The following is a 19,756-nucleotide window of genomic DNA, read 5'->3' as shown; positions in this document are numbered from 1 at the left end:
GAAGAGAGGTTAAAAATTTGTCGTTTGAGTTAAAACACAAAGCCCCGGTTCGTGTATCCACGAACCAACAATTAACTAAGCTATATTTGGTGGAGGATGGCAATCCTGTATCATGAATCAAGGATCATTTATTTAGCGGATAAAAAACCTACTAAAAAAGCCATCTTCTTTGTAGAAAGATGGCTTACCGGGATGTTAATTGTATACTATTTTTTGGTTACTTTAAATTCTGTTCTTCTGTTCTTTGCCCTTCCTTCGGGATTATCTTTTTTCTTACGTTTCACAATAATCTCGTTTGGTGCGATTGGCATCGATTCTCCATATCCTTTAGAAGTCATTCTCGAAGCAGCAATTCCTTTACTTTCCAGATAATCGGTGCAAGATTTTGCCCTTCTGTTGGATAGATCCAGGTTATACTCATCTGTACCAATGTTATCGGTATGTGATCCCAATTCTATTTCCATTCCAGGATTATCTTCCATAATCGGGATCAGAAAATCTAATACCTTTTTAGAAGCTTCGGTGAGTTCGGCACTATTAAATTCGTAATAAACGTTTTCTAACGTTATTGGAATACCCAATTTGAAAGGACTTAAGCAATAATCCTTATAAATTAAGGTATCTGCTTTTGCCAATTCCTCATAGGCATAGTTTTTAGTAATTGCGAAATAATTATCTTTTGCAAAAAGCAATTTGATCGGTCTTTTAGAATCTACCTTAAACCTGTAAATGCCATCGGTACCGGTGGTTAATTTCTGAGAACCTTCTGCATTGGTTAGGGTAACACTGGCACCTGCCAATGGTAATTTGGTTTTACAATCGGTTAAAAGGCCTGCTATAGAAAGGTATTCTTTTTTCACTTCAAATACTTCTAAACAGCATGACGATTCGCGGTCAGAACTGATATAACCTTTGGTACCTTTGTCATCAGTTGCGGTAAAGTAAAGGTCGTCTTTTGATGAGTTGAATGGATAACCCAGGTTTTTAGGACTGGACCAATTGACCAAATCACCTTCCGACTCAAAGAAATCAAGACCTCCAAAACCAATTCGCCCGTCGGTACTGAACAATAACTTTTTGGTTAACGTGTTATAGTATGGGGCACGCTCATCGTCTTCGGTATTAATTTCCGGGCCAAAATTTACGGCCTGGCCTAATGAACCATCTTCACGCACGGCACAATACCAAAGATCGAATTTACCATAACCACCGCTTCTATCGGACGAGAAAAGGAGGAATTTACCGTCGCTGGTAACAAAAGGCTGCGTTGAATTAAAATCCTTACTGTTTACCTGCAAACCAAGTGGTTGTGGATCTGTCCATTTATCACCTGTTTTCTTAGAAGAATAAATAGCATATTTTTCTTTATCCTTCCAGGCTGTAAAATAGATCGTATTCCCATCAGGCGTAAAAGCAGCTGCCGCAGCTTCTGTATTTTTAGGGAAACTGATATCGATTTTTTTAACTGCGATATCGGTTGAAGTTAGTTCGCCTTTAGCCACATAAATGTTATTAATAAACGGATTGGTTTTAGTTGATACCTGAAACTCTCCGGCATCTGTTTTAACCATATCTTTTTTACTCGCTACAGCAACCGGGCGGGAAGAAGTAAAATACAGTTCGTTATTGATTTTAACAGGAGCATAATTGGATCCTAAACCGTTTACATTACCAGATACTTTTTTAACCTGTACCATGCGTGGAAAACGCATTTCTTCGATCGCAAATTTGCACGACTCGATTTCCTTTTGGGCGTCTTTAGCTAACACATCACCCGGATTTTTCTGGATAAACTGTTGAAAAGCATCGATGGCCTGATTAAATTTTTTATTTGCCCTTAAACTTTCAGCATAATAATATAACGCCTTTCTAAAACGTGTATTGGTAAAGGTTATCGCTATTGCATAATATTTTTCAGCCTCGCCAAATTCCCTGTACAGTCTACTGGATTCTGCAAGGTTATAAATCGATCCTTCATAGTCTTCTATCACTTTATCATCAGCCGCTGATTTTCTTTCTTTACCATATGGCAATATGACATGGCTACTATCGCCAGTAATTTTCAAGGCTTTTTTATAAAAAGTTGATGCTGCGTAATAATCCTTATTTTCGAAATAAGTATCTGCAACCTTTTTATAATTTACCACATACTGTGCGTTTGCAAAACCGCCAAATGCCACTAACAAAAAGAGTAATATTTTTTTCATCTTCCTAAACTTGTTTCAATGGTGATGAAGCATCATGATCCGAAAATCATCATGGTTTCATTTGATTAATTATAAACGTGGACAAAAGAAATTCGGACCAATAATTCCATTACGGCCAATCAGTGATATTGAAAGCTCTAAACCACCGTTACTATTAGAAGCACGGTTAAATGAAGAGGTATTGATATCATAGCTTAAACCGAACACCATATTTTTCAATTGTAAGCCCACAAAAGCAATTGCAGCATCTTTATTACGGTAATTGCCACCAAACAGGATGTTTGCCGATGGATTAACATTAAGCTGTGCATAAGCGCCGAACGAAACTTCGTTTGTATTGCCCTGATACATGAACAATGCGTTGGGTACAATATCCAATAACTCCGAAGCCTTGATACGTGCGCCCCCATGTGCGGTAAAACGAATAGGAATACGTGAGTTTGAGCCAGAAAAACGATCCATAGGGCGTGTTAAGTGTGCTGCACTTGCGCCCAGGAAAACATTTACACTTTTGTTAGGGTTACCATCAAAAAACATTACTCCGGCGTTGACATCAGGCACCAAAGAAGATTGTGATGAAAGTGTTTCGCCGCTCATCATACCGCCATCGTAACCTGAAATTGGGTTAAACTGGTTACCAAACCTAGCCTGAGAGAAATCGAAACTCCGGTTAATTACACCGGCTTGTAATCCAAAGCTTACCATCTGCAAACCTTCGGCACCAAACCTTAAACGGTATGAGCCCGATACCAAGGCCGAGAGGTAGTTAAAATCCAGCTCTCCGGCCCTTTGATTTAAAATGGTTGCCCCAAAAGCGAAGTTCTTTTTAGGAGCCATATCGAAAGATGCACCACCCGTTAAGAAAGAACTGTTGAGTGCACTCCATTGTTGTTTAAAATTTACAGTTGCACGGTAATCGCCATCTATCACCCCTGTCAGGGCCGGGTTAAGATATAATGGGTTTGCATAATATTGTGAAAAATGCGGATCAGTTTGTGCGAAGGACTTAGCTGTATAAAGCAGCAATCCTAGCACTGCAACATATATTTTTAAAGCCGATAGTATTTTCATGGTCTTTGATTTTATCTGTTTAATATTAATCCTCTTCTTATCTAATCAGCGTTACTGTACCTTTTCTCAATGATGTTGTTCCATTGGTGAATGTAATATCAACCATGTATACATAAACTCCGACCGGTTGATTTACGCCTTTGAAAGTTCCATCCCATCCATTTGCTACGTTATCTGACTGGAATATCAATTGACCCCATTGTGTGTAAATACTCATTTTCGCACTTGATATGGTATTACCATAGATTAAGAAAATATCGTTCTTACCGTCGTTATTCGGGGTAAATGCATTTGGTATGTAAACCTGATCTCCGAAAGGATTTGCTGCCTTGCCAGTTACTGGGGTAGAATTTGCACTGGTTTGACACTCAATCTGACCTTTGGCCCTTACAATTATGGTTACGCTTTGATCTGGTTTCAGGCCGGTAACCAAATAACTTGTGCCGTTTGATCCACTTGTTGGGTTAACCCAGGTTAAACCATTATCTAACGAAACTTCGTATGCCGTGGCACCTGTAACAGCAGCCCATGCGAAGGTTACACTGTTCGGTGTTGTATTTTGTACCACCACTACTGGTTTTTCCAATACCGGCAATACATTAACGGTAACGCTTGTTCTTGTTGGGCTGGCACATCCGCCAACGGCTATGGCCTCTACATAATAGATGGTGGTAGCCGTTAAGTTTGGTGTAGTAAAGGTTATGCCTTCTGCCAATACCGCTCCGCCTGAGCTCGCAGCGTACCATCTGTATACTAATCCTGTTACCGGATTATTTACAGTTAATATCGTTGAACTACCCGCGCACAGTGTTCCATTTGCTGGTGTTACCGATGCCGGTGCAACCGGCACTGGTAATGCAACTACGTTTACTGGTGTTCTAGATGATGATGTACAGGTTCCGTTTGCTCCTTCAACATAGTACGTGCTGTTTGCATTAACTGCAGGTGTGGTAAAGTTTACACCTGTTCCTGCCAACGTTCCACCTACTGATGCAGTGTACCAATTGTATGTTACACCGGTTTGAGGGTTGGTAACCGTTAGTACAGCTGAACTGCCTGTACAAACGCTAACTGATGATGAAGTTACTGTTGGTACGGTTGGTTTTGCATTAACAGTAACTGTTACTTTAACACGGCCACCATTGTTGTTACAACCTCCGGTTCCGATAGCTAAAATGTAGTAATCTGTTGTTGCCGTCAAGGCTGTTACATTAAATGTAGTACCTGTGAATAATAAATTACCACCAACAGCTGCATTGTACCATTCGTAAGTAACACCCGCCTGTGCATTGGTTACCGTTAGGGTGGCACCATCGCCTGCGCATATACCTCCATTTGGAACAGACACTACAGGGTTATTTGGTGCTGCATTTACCGTAACGGCTACTGCTCTTGCAGTTGCTGCAGTATTTTCACATTTATTATCTCCTTTAACCGTTACATAATATGTTGTATTGGCAGTTAATACTGGCGTGGTAAACACCGGACCAGTAAATACTACTGTATTTAAAGCAGCATCGCTGTACCAGGTAAAGATTGGATTAGTAACGGTTGTGCTTGTTGCGGCCAAAGTTGCAGCTGTATTCGCACAAACCGAAGTAGATCCATTTACTGTAATATCGGTTGCAACAGCATTTGGATTAACTGTTACGGTTACTGTTTTTGCATTTGCTGCTGTGTTTTCACACCTGTTAGCACCCTTAACGGTTACATAATAAGTTTTGGTAGCCGTTAATAGAGGAGTGGTAAATGTTGGTCCGGTAAAGGCAACACTGGTTAGTGAAGCATCATTGTACCAGGTAAATACCGGGCTGGTCACTGTTGTTGAGCTTGCGCTGATTACTGCTGTGCCCGAACCACATATTCTGGCTGGGGTTGATAGGGTAATATCAGCAGCCGTTGCCCCTGTATTTACATTAACCGTAACTACTTTCGCGTTTGCAGCAGAACTCTCACATCTGTTATCGCCTTTTACAGTTAGGTAATATTTAGTTGCTGCGGTTAACGCTGGCGTGTTAAAAGTTGCCCCTGTAAATACCGGTGTTGTTAAAGCAGCATCGCTGTACCAGGTAAAGATTGGGTTCGTTACTGTTGTGGTAGTGGCCACTAAGCTGGCTGATGATCCTGCACAAATGGTGGCATCTGAAGCCGTCACATCAGTTGCCGAAGCTACCGGATTAACCACAATATTAACCGATTTAGCTGTTGCCGCACTGCTTTCGCATTTGTTATCACCTTTTACAGTTACATAATAAGTAGTGTTTGCGGTTAATGTTGGCGTGGTAAATACTGCGCCTACAAAAGCTACATCAGTTAAAGTGGCGTTGGTATACCAGGTAAATACCGGGTTGGTAACGGTAGTGCTACTTGCCGTTAACACAGCCTTAGATCCTCCACAAACATTGGTTGAGCCATTTACCACTATGTCGGTTGCAACAGCTATTGGGTTCACCTTAATGGTAACAGTTGCTGCATTTGCTGCGCTGTTTTCACATTTGTTAGCGCCCTTCACGGTTACATAATAAGTAGTAGTACTGGTTAGTACCGGCGTGGTAAATATTGGTCCGGTAAAGGCCACACTGGTTAATGAAGCATCATTGTACCAGGTAAATACCGGGCTGGTTACCGTTGTTGAGCTTGCATTGATTACTGCAGTGCCCGATCCGCATATCAATGCAGGTGTTGATAAGGCAATATCCGCAGCGGTGGCACCTTGATTAACATTTACAGTTACCACTTTTGCAGTAATGCCTGAGTTTTCACATTTGTTATCGCCTTTAACAGTAACATAATATTTAGTTGTTGCCGTTAATGCCGGGGTAACAAATGATGTACCTACATAAGCAACCGAAGTTAGAGCAGCGTCGTTGTACCAGGTAAATGTTGGATTGGTTACAGTTGTTGTGCTTGCTACCAGGGTAGTACCAGATCCAGAGCAGATGGTTGCATCGGCAGCAGTAATATCAGAAGCAGTAGCAACCGGGCTAACTGTAATGGTAATTACCCTCGCCGTACCAGGTGCATTCTCACATTTATTGTCGCCTTTAACCGTTACATAATAAGTAGTAGTAGCATTTAATGGCGGTGTAGTAAATGTTGCACCAATGAAACTTACATTGGTTAAAGCCGCATCACTGTACCAGGTAAATACCGGGTTGGTTACAGTTGCAGAAGTTGCACTTAATACTGCCGATGAACCTGCACAGGCAGTTGTGCTTCCGTTAAGAATAATATCGGTAGTGGTAGCCAATGGATTAACCGTTACAGTTACAGCTTTGGCATCAACGGCAGCGTTTTCGCATTTATTGGTTCCTTTAACACTTACATAATAAGTAGTAGTAGCCGTTAAACCGGTTACGGTAAAGGTTGGTCCGGTGAATACCACGCTGGTTAATGAAGCATCGCTGTACCAGGTAAATATTGGCTGTGTTACCGTGGTGCTCGAAGCCATTAACATTACAGTAGAGCCCGAACAGATTTTGGCATTGCTTACTGCAATGTCTGCAGCAGTAGCAAAATCCTTAACAGTTACGGTAACTGCCTTGGCGTTAGCCGCCGAATTTTCACATTTATTATCCCCCCTAACGGTTACGTAATAAGTTGTGCTTGCGTTCAGTACCGGTGTAGTAAAGTTTGGTCCTACGTAGGCTACAGTTGTTAAAGCAGCATTACTGTACCAGGTAAACACCGGATTAATTACTGTAGTTGTTGAAGCAGATAATGCCGCGGTTGATCCTTTACAGATTGAAGTAATTCCGCTGGCAGTAATATCGGCATCAGTAGCAGCAGGATTAACCGTAATCGTAATCGATTTTGCAGTTGCTGCCGTATTTTCGCATTTGTTATCGCCTTTAACCGTTACATAATACGTAGTTGTAGCAGTAAGCGTTGGCGTAACAAAGCTAGCTCCGGTAAATGCTACCGTTGTTAAGGCGGCATCACTATACCAGGTAAATACCGGGTTGGTTACGGTGGTACTTGTTGCGGTTAAAGTAACTGAAGAACCGCCGCATACTGTGCTTGTTCCTGCTAAATTAATATCAGATGGGTTTGCAACAGGATTTACCGTAATGGTAACCTCTTTTGCATTGCCTGCTGTATTAGCACATTTATTTGTTCCGTTTACAGTAACATAGTATTTGGTGGTAGCTGTAATTGCTGGTGTAGTAAACACTGCTCCAACATAAGCTACTTGTGTTAAAGCTGCATCACTATACCAGGTAAATACCGGACTGGTTACAGTGGTGCTGGCTGCAGTAAGTACTGCCGTGCCAGAAGCGCATAATGAAGTTGTTCCGGTTACCGTTAAATCAGTAGGCAGTGCCGATGGATTAACCGTAATTGAAACCTTGGTACGGGTTGAGCTTGAACAGGCGGCTCCACTTACGGCTTCTACATAATAATCGTAAGTTCCTGCTGCAAGTGTTGCAGGCGTATTAAAGCTGCTGTTGTTGGTTACCAGCATATTTCCACCTGTGGCAGCATCGTACCAGTTATAAGTAATTCCTGCAACAGCCTGTAGACTCAGGGTAGCAGATGTACCGATACAGGTAGTAGCCGGATTGGTAGTTGATGGAATTGGTGCTACTGCCGGAGGCAATACAGTTACTGTTACTTTAGTACCTAAAGTTTCACAGCCATTAGCTGTTGCAGTTACCGAATAAACATAGGTTCCGGCAGTTAAAGTTGGGTCTGTTATGAAAGTTACCCCATCTTTTCCTGTTTGATAAGTTGTACCCAAGTACCATTTGTACACTACACCTGCTTGTGGGTTCTGCACACTTAGGGTTGCAGATGACCCCTGACAAGCACTTGCTGTAGCTGCATTAACGGTTGGGGTAGTAATTACCCTTTGTGCATAATCGAAATTAACTGAGGTTAGTGCTCCGAGTAAACCCGAGTTTAACCTCAATTCTACTCCATCAAACCTGCTGGTCGGTACGAAAGTTAATATAGCCGATGTTCCACCGCTTAATAGTTTTAAACTAATTAATGGGTTAGATACAGACACCGCATCGTTATTGCTGGTTGTTCCCTGGAAAGTGGTTACTGTTAAGTTCGGTAAAACAGCTACCGAAAGCAATGTACCTGGAGTAGTAATTTTTACCCTTAATGTATCACCTACATTCGATAATCCTGTAAAACCAACCTGGTGATAAACAGATGCACCTAATAATCCTACCGGGATAACCAGGCTAGATCCTGTATTGATGTTGTTATCAACCGCAAAAGTAGGGTTGTATACGCCGGCCAATACGGCTACACCTGTTACACCGCTTGCAACTGTTGTTGTAGCCGCTCCACAAGGGGTAGGTATCGGACCACCATTAGGAATCACCGTTACAGTTACGGTTGCCCTGCTTGTTGCAGTACATCCACCTGGTATGGTAGCCTCTACATAATAAGTAGTTGTAGTGCTTAATTGTGGCGTTACATAGGTTTCGCCAGTATATACCGGAACTGTTCCGTTGGCAGTAGTGTACCAGTTAATGGTTGCTCCCGCTGTACTCGAAGTTGCTTTCAATACGGCAACAGAACCTTCACTAATGGTTATTGATGGTGGTGTAATTACCGGAACATCAATGGTTCCAAGTACAATTTTACCTTCAGTTCTGGTTGATGATGTACCACAACTGTTTACCGCAGCTACAAAATAACTTCTGTCTGCAGTAATTAACGGCGTAGTAAAGTTATCACCGGTAAATAATACGGTGGTTGATGTGGCAGTATCGTACCAGTTATAAGTAGTACCTGCAACCGGATTTTTAACCTGGAAGGTAACCGATGTATTAGGGCAGGTATTAACCGATGCCGAAAGTAAATCAGGCGTTACCGGAGCAGGGTTTGTGGTTACATTTACCACAGTTTTGTAGCTTACACAACCTGTTGCAGAAACTGCAGCTACATAGAATTTAGTATCGCCTGTTAAAACCGGCGTAGTAAATATAACACCGTCTTTACCGCTGAGGTAAGTACCGCTTGCATCGTACCACCTGTAGGTTAAAGCTGCTGATGGATTGCTCACCTGCAGCTGCGCAGTAGAACCCACACAAGAGGTAACATTGGCAGCCGTTACGGTTGGTGCCATTAAAATGCGTTGTGCGTAATTTAAATTGATCGAAGTTAAAGCGCCCAATAAACCTGAGTTTAACCTAAGCTCTACCCCATCGAAAACATTCGTTGGAACAAAAGTGATTAAGGCCTGAGTATTGCCACTTAATAATTGGATATTAATTAAGTTATCGTTTAACAGGTGCGAATCGCCATTACTGTTGCTTCCAACATAAGTAGTAATTGCAGCGTTACCCAATAACGCAAGTGATAATAATTTTCCTGGTGATGATACCAATACACGTACGGTATCACCTACTTTAGATAGCGAGCCAAAACCAACTCTTTGATAAACCGATGCACCAAGTGCGCCCACTGGCATTACCAATGAAGATGCAGTTTGTGTATCGTTATCAATCGCCAATGCAGGGTTAAACACACCGGATAATAAAGCCACCCCTGTAACCCCATTTACCTGTGTTGTTGCCGCCTCGCAAGGAACCGGGTTAGGCGAACCGTTGCCATCAACTGTAATCGTAATCTGAACCCGGCTTGCTGATGCACAACCATTGGTAGAAACCGATTCTACATAGTAGGTAGTAGTGGCCAACAACGGCGGCGTAACATAAGTTGCACCTACATAAACCGGCGTAGTTGAAGTGTTAGAAGTATACCAGTTGAAAGTATTGGTTGGATCTGCAGAATTGGCAGTTAAAATGGCTGTCTGACCAGCGCTTACAGTTGATGAACTTGCAGTTACCACAGGTAAAGCCGGACGAGGGTTTACAGATACAGCTCCTGCCGCACGTGCAGTACTTGTACAGTTGCCCTGCGATGCCTCTACATAATAGGTAGTAGCCGCTGTTAATGCGGGAGTTTGGAATACCGCCCCGGTAAATAGTAAATTACCAGCAGTTGCGGCATCGTACCATTTGTAAGTTACTGCCGGATCAGGGTTGGCAACTGATAAAGTTGCGGATGACCCCTCACAAACATTGGCAATGGTTGCCAATACCGGTGTTGGTAATGCCGGGGTAACCGTTACTGTTACCGGAACTCTTGTTGTGTTCGGGCAACCTGCTTTGCTTACCTGGATATAATAAGTGGTGGTGGCGGTTAAAGCTGGTGTTGTAAATGTTTCGCCAGTGGCCAATTGCGTACCACCGGTTGCAGCATCGTACCAGGCCAATGTTGTACCACCGTTTGCTGTTGCAGTTAAAGTTGCTGTACTTCCGGCACAGATGGTTTGTGCACCTGCTGTTACCGTTGGATCAGGATAAATTACTGTTGCACCATAGATATCTAAGCTGGTTAAAGCGGTAACCAAGGCTCCGAAACTAACCTGTACCCTATCGTAAGCGCCGCCTGCCAGTACAGTGGCAGTGAAACGGTTACCTGATAACAACCGAAGATTTAATAGTCCACCGTTTAATTGTACTGTTTTTACAACGGTAGTACCATTTAATACGGTAACCGTTACATTATTTAATAGACCAACATCTGCCAAACCGGTTGGTAATGCTAGGTCTAAACGAATACTATCTGTAGCTGTTCCAGCAGCAGGGAAAATTAACTGTTGGTAACCCGATCCGGTTACGCCTACTGCAAGTGATATTCTGGTAAAGTTGGTTGGGTCGGCATCAGTAGAATTGCCTGCGCCGGTTATACCGCACAATAAACAGATTCCGTTTATACCAGAGTTTTGCGAATTTGCCGCGTTACAGGCAGTACCGCCATTGTTGTTTAATACAGTTACGGTTACCGGTACCCTGCTTGCACTTTTGCAGCCGTTTGCATTGGTGGTTTCTACATAATAGGTAGTAGTTGCGTTAAGCACAGGAGTTGTAAATGAAGTACCTGTTCCTACCTGCGTTCCGCCTGTAGCCGCATCATACCATTGAATCGTATTTCCGGCATCGGCTGTTGCCAGTAAAGTGGTAGACTGACCGGCGTTAATTACCTGGTTGTTGGTGGTTACGGTTGCCGCTGTGGCCGGAGGGTTAACCGAAACATTAACCGCAGTTCTTGAACTTACTGCTGTTCCTGAAACCGCCTCAACATAATATACTGTTGGAGCAGTTACTGCAGGTGTTACAAAAACGCCTGTATTATTGGTAGCCAATGGTGTACTTCCGGTAGAAGCATACCAGTTATAAGTTACTCCGGCCTGTAAATTGCTAACACTTAAGGTAGCCGGGCTTCCGGAACACACAGTAGCTGCAGCAACCACTGGTGCATCGACGGTTACGGTTAAGCTATAAGCTGTTGTGGCTTTGTTTCCGTTTGCATCTGTTGCGGTTAAAGAGATCGTAAAAGTTCCACCTAAAGTAGGTGTTCCTGTAATTTCCCTTGTTGCCGTATTAAAACTTAATCCCGGAGGAAGGTTTGTAGCTAAATAAGTATATGGCGCTGTTCCGCCTGTTACCGCCGGCAAAGTTTGCGTTGGATAAGGTGTACCCACAATACCGTTTGGTAAAGTTGCACCTGGTAAAGATAATACACCAATTACTTTAAGTGCATAGGTATTGCTCGCCGTTCTGCCTTCACTATCTGTAGCCGTTACACCGATCGAATAATTTCCGGCTTGTGTAGGTGTTCCAGAAATTTCTCTCGTTGCCGGATTAAAAGTTAATCCTGCCGGAAGATTGCTTGCTACATAAGTATAAGGTCCAACGCCACCAGTAGCCGAAGGAAGAGTTTGCGTAGCGTAAACTGTTCCTTCCGTCCCGTCAGGTAAAGTTGCCGCTGGCAACAATAACGGATCAACCACTACGATGGTGTAGTTACTGGTTGTTGTTTTTCCATCGGCATCGGTAACGGTCACCGGTACTGTGAAAGTTCCGGATTGTGTAGGTGTTCCCGTAATTGCTCTTGTTGCCGGATCAAAAGTTAATCCCGGCGGGAGACCAGTTGCGGCATAAGTATAAGGTGCTGAACCACCTATTGCAGATGGAATCGTTTGTGTAGGATAAACTGTACCAGTGGTTCCATTAGCTAAAGTGGCCGCTGGTAAAACCAATGGATCAGTTACTTTAAGGGTGTAATTGGAAGTAATGGTATTGCCATTGGCATCTGTTACCGTAACCGGAATAGTAAAGGTTCCGGTTTGAGTTGGCGTACCGGTGATTTCTCTCGTGGCCGGATTAAAAGTTAATCCCGGAGGAACACCTGTAGCTGTGTAAGTATATGGTCCGGTTCCACCCGTTGCAGCTGGAATTCCGTTTGTAGTATAGGCCGTACCTGTTACACCGTTAGGCAATGCTCCAGGAGCCAAAGCCAATGCTGGTGTTACGGTTAAAGTAAATGTTGCTGTGGTGGTACAACCTTTTGTATCAGTTGCAACAACATCGAAGGTTGGGTTACCTGTTGCAGTTGGTGTTCCGCTTACCAGGCCACTTGTAGATAGGGTTAAACCTGCTGGCAAGGTACTGCCCGCAGCTAAAGCATAGGTATAACCCGGAGTTCCGCCGGTAGCAACCGGAAGCTGTTTACTGTATGGGGAGGCAATGGTTGCATTGGTTAAAGTAGTACCCGCAAATACAATGGCCGGATTAACAGTAATTACCACCGGAACTCTTGTTGTATTTGAACAAGTCCCTTTCGTTACCTGAACATAATAAGTAGTAGTTGTGGTTAATGCCGGAGTAGTAAAGTTTGCTCCCGTTCCAACTTGTGTTCCGCCTGTTGGTGCATCGAACCAGGTTAAAGTGGTACCACCATTTGCCGTTGCACTTAATGTGGCAGTGCTACCAGAACAAATAGATTGTGCACCTGCTATAAATGTTGGGTTAGGATAAACTACGGTTGCACCATAAATATCTAAGCTGGTTAAAGCCGAAACCAATGCGCCAAAGCTCACCTGAACCCTATCGTAAGCGCCCCCTGCTAAAACAGTGGCAGCAAACCGATTTCCGGATAAAAGTTGAAGGCTTAATAATCCCCCGCTTAATTGTACTGTTTTTACAACCGTAGTACCATTTAATACAGTAACGGTTACATTATTTAAAAGGCCAACATCAGCTAAACCGGTTGGTAAAGCTAGATCTAGGCGAATGCTGTCAGTAGCTGATCCTACAGACGGAAAAATCAATTGTTGGTAACCAGTTGCGGCAACGCCTACAGCAAGAGAAATTCTGGTGAAATTGTTGGCATCAGCATCAGTTGAATTACCTGCACCATTTATAGCACATAGTAAACAGATACCATTAATACCGGTATTCTGACTGTTAGCCGCATTACAAGCTGTGGCTCCGCCACCGTTAATTACGGTTACCGTCACCGGAACACGGCTTGCACTTTTACAGCCATTGCTGCTTGTGGTTTCTATATAATAAATTTTGGTTGCTGTTAAAGCTGGTGTAGTAAACGAAGTTCCTGTTCCTACCTGTGTACCTCCTGTCGGAGCGTCGAACCAGGCAATGGTATTTCCAGCATCGGCAGTCGCGTTTAAAGTTGTGCTTTGGCCGGAGTTGATGACCTGGTTATTGGTGGTAACCGTAGCTAAAGTGGCAGGTGGATTAACTGAAACTGTAACTGATGTTCTTGAACTGACTGCTGTTCCGGAAACAGCCTCTACATAAAATACTGTTGCCGAATTTACAACAGGTGTTACAAAAGTACCATTATTACCGGTTGCCAATGGAGTACTTCCGGTTGATGCATACCAGTTATAAGTTACACCAGCCTGAAGGTTGCTTACGGTCAACGTAGCCGTGCTGCCACTACATACGGTAGCTGAAGCCACAACCGGTGCATTTACTGTTACTGTTAGGGCGTAAGTGGTAGTTGCTTTATTATTATTGGCATCTGTAGCTGTTACAGAAATAGTATAGTTGCCACCTTGTGTAGGTGTGCCGGAAATTTCTCTTGTAGTAGGATTAAATGATAACCCCGGAGGAAGGTCAGTAGCGGCATAAGTATATGGCGCAGTACCACCTGTTACCGCCGGTAAAGTTTGCGGTAAATAAGAGGCACCTACAATTCCGTTAGGCAATGTTCTTGTTGGCAGCGTTAATGTTCCATTTACCTTAACAGCATAAGTATTACTGGCTGTTTTGCCCTGACTATCGGTAACCGTAACATTAATAGTATAATTACCGGCCTGGGTTGGCGTTCCGGTAATTTCTCTTGTAGTGGCATTGAATGATAATCCTGCAGGTAAACCGGTAGCTACATAGGTATACGGACCAACACCGCCTGTTGCAGCCGGTAAGGTTTGTGTAGCATAAGCCACTCCTTCAGTTCCATCAGGCAAAGTTGCCGCTGGTAAAACCAACGGGTTGTTAATGTTAATGGTATAATTGGTTGTTACCGTTTTGCCATCCGCATCGGTTACCGTAACCGGCACCGTGTACGTTCCGGCAGTTGTTGGTGTACCCGAAATGGCTTTGGTAGCCGGATTAAAGCTTAAACCCGGAGGAAGGCCTGTTGCCGAGTAGGTATAAGGTGTGGTACCGCCCGTTGCAGATGGGATAATCTGCGTGGTATACACGGTTCCGGTTGTACCATCAGCCAAAGTCGCTGTAGGCAATACCAATGGATCTGTAATTTTTAAAGTATAGTTCGATACAAGGGTATTACCATTTGCATCAACCACCGTAACCGGAATCGAATATAGTCCGGGTTGGGTTGGTGTTCCGCTAATTTCTCTTGTTGCGGGGTCAAACGTTAAGCCCGGAGGCACGCCTGTTGCACTATAAGTATATGGTCCTGTTCCGCCGGTAGCGGCCGGAATAGTCTGCGTAGGATAAACCGTTCCGGTTACACCATCAGGCAATGCACCGGGTACCAGTACCAATGAGGCGGTTACCGTTAAATTATAGGTTGCAGTTGCCTTACAGCCTTTACTGTCTGTAGCCACCACATCAAATGTCGAATTACCGCTTACCGTTGGCGTTCCTGTAATTGCACCGGTTGATGATAACGTTAAGCCAGCCGGTAATGCACTGCCAGAAGCCAGGGCGTACGTATAACCTGCCGTTCCGCCTGTGGCTGCATCCAATTGTTTAGAATAAGCAAAGCCCGGTGTGGCATTCGGTAATGTTGCCCCATTAAAAATAATCTGTGGGTTTACCGTAATGGTAACAGGAATCCTTGCCGATTCTGCCGTACAGCCCAATCTTCTGGCTGCAACATAATAAGTTTTGGTAGCGGTTAACGGTGGTGTAGTAAAGGTACCGTTAAAAGCTACTGTTTGTAAGGCTGTTCCTCCTTCAATTGCATCATACCATCTTAACTCGTTGGTAGCAGGGGTAGTTGCGTTTAAAGCTACGGTACTGTTATAACATGCAGCAATTGCGGTGCTGGCTGGCGTTGGCCGGCCTGCCGACCGGATTACACCATAAACATTTAAGGTTTGGGTAAGATTTAAAGCTACCACCGAACCCAGTGTTACCTTCACCCTGTCGTACACCACATTTGCACCCGGAGAAAAAGGTATTGAAACCGGTTGCCCACTATTTAATAAGCCAAGTAAATCCAGATTTAAGACTGTTGGAACCGATCCGGTATATACCTGGGTACCACCATTGTATGCGGTGATAGAAATATTTTGTAAAAGCCCCGCCGTTAATAATGCCGGAGAAGAGCTTATTCTCAGGTTAATATCGTCGCCAGGATTAGAGGGTGTTGCAAAATAAAAATTTTGGCTAATGGATGAGCCCACGCCAAGAATACCTAAACTGAGTTGAGAAAAATTGTTTGGATCTGAATCAATGGCCCTTTCGCTATTGGTTACACCTGAGCTGCCCAGTTGCAATGCATCGAGTGTAATACCGGTACCTTCATATCCGGTAGTAAATGCCTGTGCACAAGGGTCGGTACCTGAAGTATAAAAAGAGTAATAAACCTTAGTGCTATTAGAAACCGAAAGCAAAAGCGCGTTGGTTACATCTTTTATAAACACCCTGTCGTAAGTCTGTGTTGGGGTTATTCCTATGTAAAAGAAACCATTAGCATCTTTTACCAGCCGTAAATTATCTGAAGAAAACCCATCTACGCTATTCCCGCCCGTTGGGGGTACTGCTGTGGCACCATTCCTGGCCCCCACCTGGAAGGAATGGTTTCCTAGAACTACCGTTCCGCCTACATTAGCCAGTAAGGTACCTAAACTACCGCCCAGTAGCCTGTTCAGGATATCACCGTCAAAATCTATCCTGATATACGAGGTAATTCCGGCAGCAACCGGAGCCGGATAAGTCAATTCCAGTTCGCCACTATATGACCCGATACCTACAGCAACTCCGCCATACGAATTAACCGAGGCAAAAGTGTTGTCGTTTATCGTTGCATTGGTTGCATTGGTAACATGATCCGATTTGGTTACTGTATTTGCAAAAATTTTTGTTTGCGAATACGATTTGGCGGAAAAGAGCGTTAATACAATGATGATTGCAACACAAGTATTGCGAATTATCCCAGTTAGGGACGAAAAAGTATGAGTTTTCATCATGTCAGGCGTTATTTTAGGAGACATACTATGCGCTAATGCTGCTATTGGTAAATGTTTGGCAGTGCATTATATAATTATGACAAATCTATATCTAGAATAGCATCCTATCCTATCCATTGCTATTCATTTTTACTCGATCTGTTTCATTCATTTTATTCATACAAGGCTTTCTTCATGAATAGATTTCCTCAATTGTGAAATTTTGATGACATTAGCGGTAGTCATCCCATCTGTTAATTAATGAATACTAACGATCTCCTTATCGAACTCAGGAAGTTTGTCCTTATAAAATCTGGCTTGAGAAATATCGACCCGGCTCATTGTAAGATTATTTCTGAATATGTATTTCAAGAAACCAAAAACTATGTAAGTGAAACCACGATCAAACGATTCTTTGGCTTTGCAAATACCTTACATAAATTTTCCTTATTTACGTTAAATAGCTTATCACAGTACATAGGCTATAACGACTGGGATTCATTCTGTAAAGACAAGGAAAATCAAACTACCTCTGTTCAAAGTATCTGGCAGGATTTAAGACTAAAAGCACATGCCATAACCGAGATATCGTTAATTGCCCAAAAGAATAATTCTGGCGTTCCATTTAACGCTACCGCCAATAGAAGTTTTTTTTATCCCGATTTTGATTATTTCTTAAAGAACAACTATCAGTTTACCACCATCAGTGCGCAACCCGGTCAGGGAAAATCGATCCTGCTGGCACACATGGTTGAGTATTTTTTCTTATCAGAAAATGCCCTCTACAAAAACGATATTGTTTTAATGATTAATTCTACCAGTATCAATACCATTATTCAAAATGGAGATACTTTAAAAGATTGGTTTTTAAAAGAATTTAAATTCGGGAGCCTTTCTGAGTTAATCAGTTTTTTTAAAAAAAATCCAGAGAAAAGAGAGGGCCGTTTCATTATTATTGTGGATGGTATTGACGAACATTTAGGAAGGAGCAATTACTTCAAAACGTTTATCGATTTTTTATATAGTATTGAAGAAAACAGTTTTGTTAAGCTGGTATTTGGCCTAAGAACAAATAGTTGGATCAATCTTCAGCCCGCCATTTACGGTTCTGCATCTTTAACTAAAGCCTGGTATACGGGCTTATTTTATGACCAGGAAACCCTAAGTAATGTGCCTTCATTGAATGCCGATGAAGTACTCTACACCTTAAGCCACATAGAAAACAAAATTATCAATCGGGCAGATGTAAGTACGCCTTTACTAACACAGTTTAAAACACCATTTTGGCTACAGGTTTATTTCAAGCTCAAGGAAGAGAATCACCATCTTGAGCTGAGTAATCCTTTGTTATGTTATGAGTTAATAAGCTATTTCTTAGAGAAACGTGTGTTTCTGGCAAAAAAAAGCACCGAAAAAGTATTTCTCCTCAAAAAAATAAGCGATTGCATTTCAGAAGGAAATAAGAAATTAAGGGTTTCCAAAGAAAAAATCTTAAGTTATATCAATTGTTACCCCGATGCATATGAAGAACTTTTACACGCAGGGATCATCATCGAAGAAAAAAGGTTAAGCACCACCATTCCTACTGAAATTGTACGTTTTTTAAACGACGATATTTACACCTATTTCCTGTTTATACAAATTACCGATAAATTCGACTACAAGCCTTGTAAATTATTTTTTGAGCATATTTTAAGTAATTTCCCTGGGCAGACTTCTTTGAGAGACCATATCCTGAACTGGGCGATCAGGTTCTGTATCACCCGAAATGAGATTTCGGCCCTAAAAAATATTTTCAGGCTTCCCTTTGCCAACAGCGAAAAAAACAAGGCATTCGATTTTATCTGTTATGTATCAAAATATGAACTTAGCAAACCCAATTCCAACTTTAATAAGTTAAGTATTGGAATCGATTTTATAGACATTATGGCCAGTGGGCGGACCATGAGTAACCTGTACAAGGAAACCATTAAAACCATTTCGGAGAATGTACTGAATGAAGACGTTCAGATCATGCTGCATATAATAGAGTGCAACGTTAACTTAATCGATGTAGATAAAATAGCTTTAGCCAACACCATGCAGCTGTTAAAGCGGAATTACAAAAGATTAAACGAACTCTTCCCGATCAATCCATACGATTTAATTCTTTATTTCTACAATAACCTGGTTAATAAACCCAATGAGAGTAAAACCCTCGAAGAGAAAATCGTAAAACTTTGCCAGGAGATAGACCAGAGCAAACCACAAAAAAACGAAGAGATCACTTCTGCTGAAATACTCTCTTACCGGTTGGTATTGATTACCTTGTTCTCTCAAAAAAGCTATGCAGAATGCCATCGCTTTATCATGGCAATTTTAAGTAAGTATCCTAATATTTTTTATGTAAGATATTCGGTTTTCTCTCCTTTTTTGTTGCTGCATTTGGGGCAAACGTATATCAAACTTAACTATTTCAAAAAAGCTCAGCGCATTATACAATTCGTTGATAAAATTATCAGCAGCGATTATACTTATTATACCAATTTTATACTGGCTGGCTTTAGCGTGCTTAAAGCCAACTTTTACAATGCCACTAATAATTACGAACAGGCGCTTATAGAAACCAATACAGGCCTGGCCATTACGGCAAAAAATAACTTTAAGATGTTCGAGATTTCCCTGTTGTTAAATAAGATCGAAATCTTAAAGCATACTGAAGAATCTGAAGAAGTATCGAACGTAATTAAAGAACTGCTAAATTTTTTAACGGTACATAAGCTCTCTATGCCTGATTATTCTAATCTAAGCAGCCATGAGTTCGAACATACCTTTAAGATCTTAAAATCTTATCGCCGGCACCAAAACCTATAAGGAGAGGCGGTATCAAAAGTTAAATCAACCAGATTTAATAACATATCGAAAGGCACTGTTATGATGTTAGTTCGGGATGGTAACCTGGATTTAAGACAGCGCTTCATTCCCAAAATCACAAGCCCCTTATTTCCTCATAATAAAA

The 19,756-nt window shown here is 42.3% G+C and carries 4 protein-coding genes; 1 reads left to right on the top strand and 3 read right to left on the bottom strand.

Annotation, left to right across the window (positions count from 1 at the left end):
- Positions 1-206: 206 nt before the first annotated feature.
- From GGQ60_RS20195 to GGQ60_RS20185, 3 genes are all read right to left on the bottom strand, one after another.
- A complete protein-coding gene (locus GGQ60_RS20195) occupies positions 207-2,207 on the bottom strand; it encodes an OmpA family protein (protein WP_183767796.1) in 2,001 nt (666 codons plus the stop codon).
- Between the two features lie 69 nt (positions 2,208-2,276).
- Positions 2,277-3,278, bottom strand: a complete 1,002-nt coding sequence (locus GGQ60_RS20190; RefSeq protein WP_183767794.1) for a PorP/SprF family type IX secretion system membrane protein — start codon at positions 3,276-3,278, stop codon at positions 2,277-2,279.
- Positions 3,279-3,315: 37 nt separating this feature from the next.
- Positions 3,316-16,779 carry an Ig-like domain-containing protein gene (locus tag GGQ60_RS20185; RefSeq protein WP_183767792.1) on the bottom strand — a complete coding sequence of 4,488 codons (13,464 nt, stop codon included), beginning with the start codon at positions 16,777-16,779 and terminating at the stop codon, positions 3,316-3,318.
- A 240-nt stretch (positions 16,780-17,019) separates the two neighbouring features.
- Here GGQ60_RS20185 and GGQ60_RS20180 point away from each other — a divergent pair, with 240 nt between their 5' ends.
- Complete coding sequence (locus tag GGQ60_RS20180) at positions 17,020-19,611, top strand: NACHT domain-containing protein (RefSeq protein ID WP_183767790.1); 2,592 nt, start codon at positions 17,020-17,022, stop codon at positions 19,609-19,611.
- Positions 19,612-19,756: the final 145 nt, after the last annotated feature.

The sequence above is a fragment of the Pedobacter zeae genome (assembly GCF_014196715.1).
Lineage (GTDB): Bacteria > Bacteroidota > Bacteroidia > Sphingobacteriales > Sphingobacteriaceae > Pedobacter > Pedobacter zeae.
Note: the sequence above shows the minus strand (reverse complement) of the source record. Positions and strands in the feature narration are given on the sequence as shown.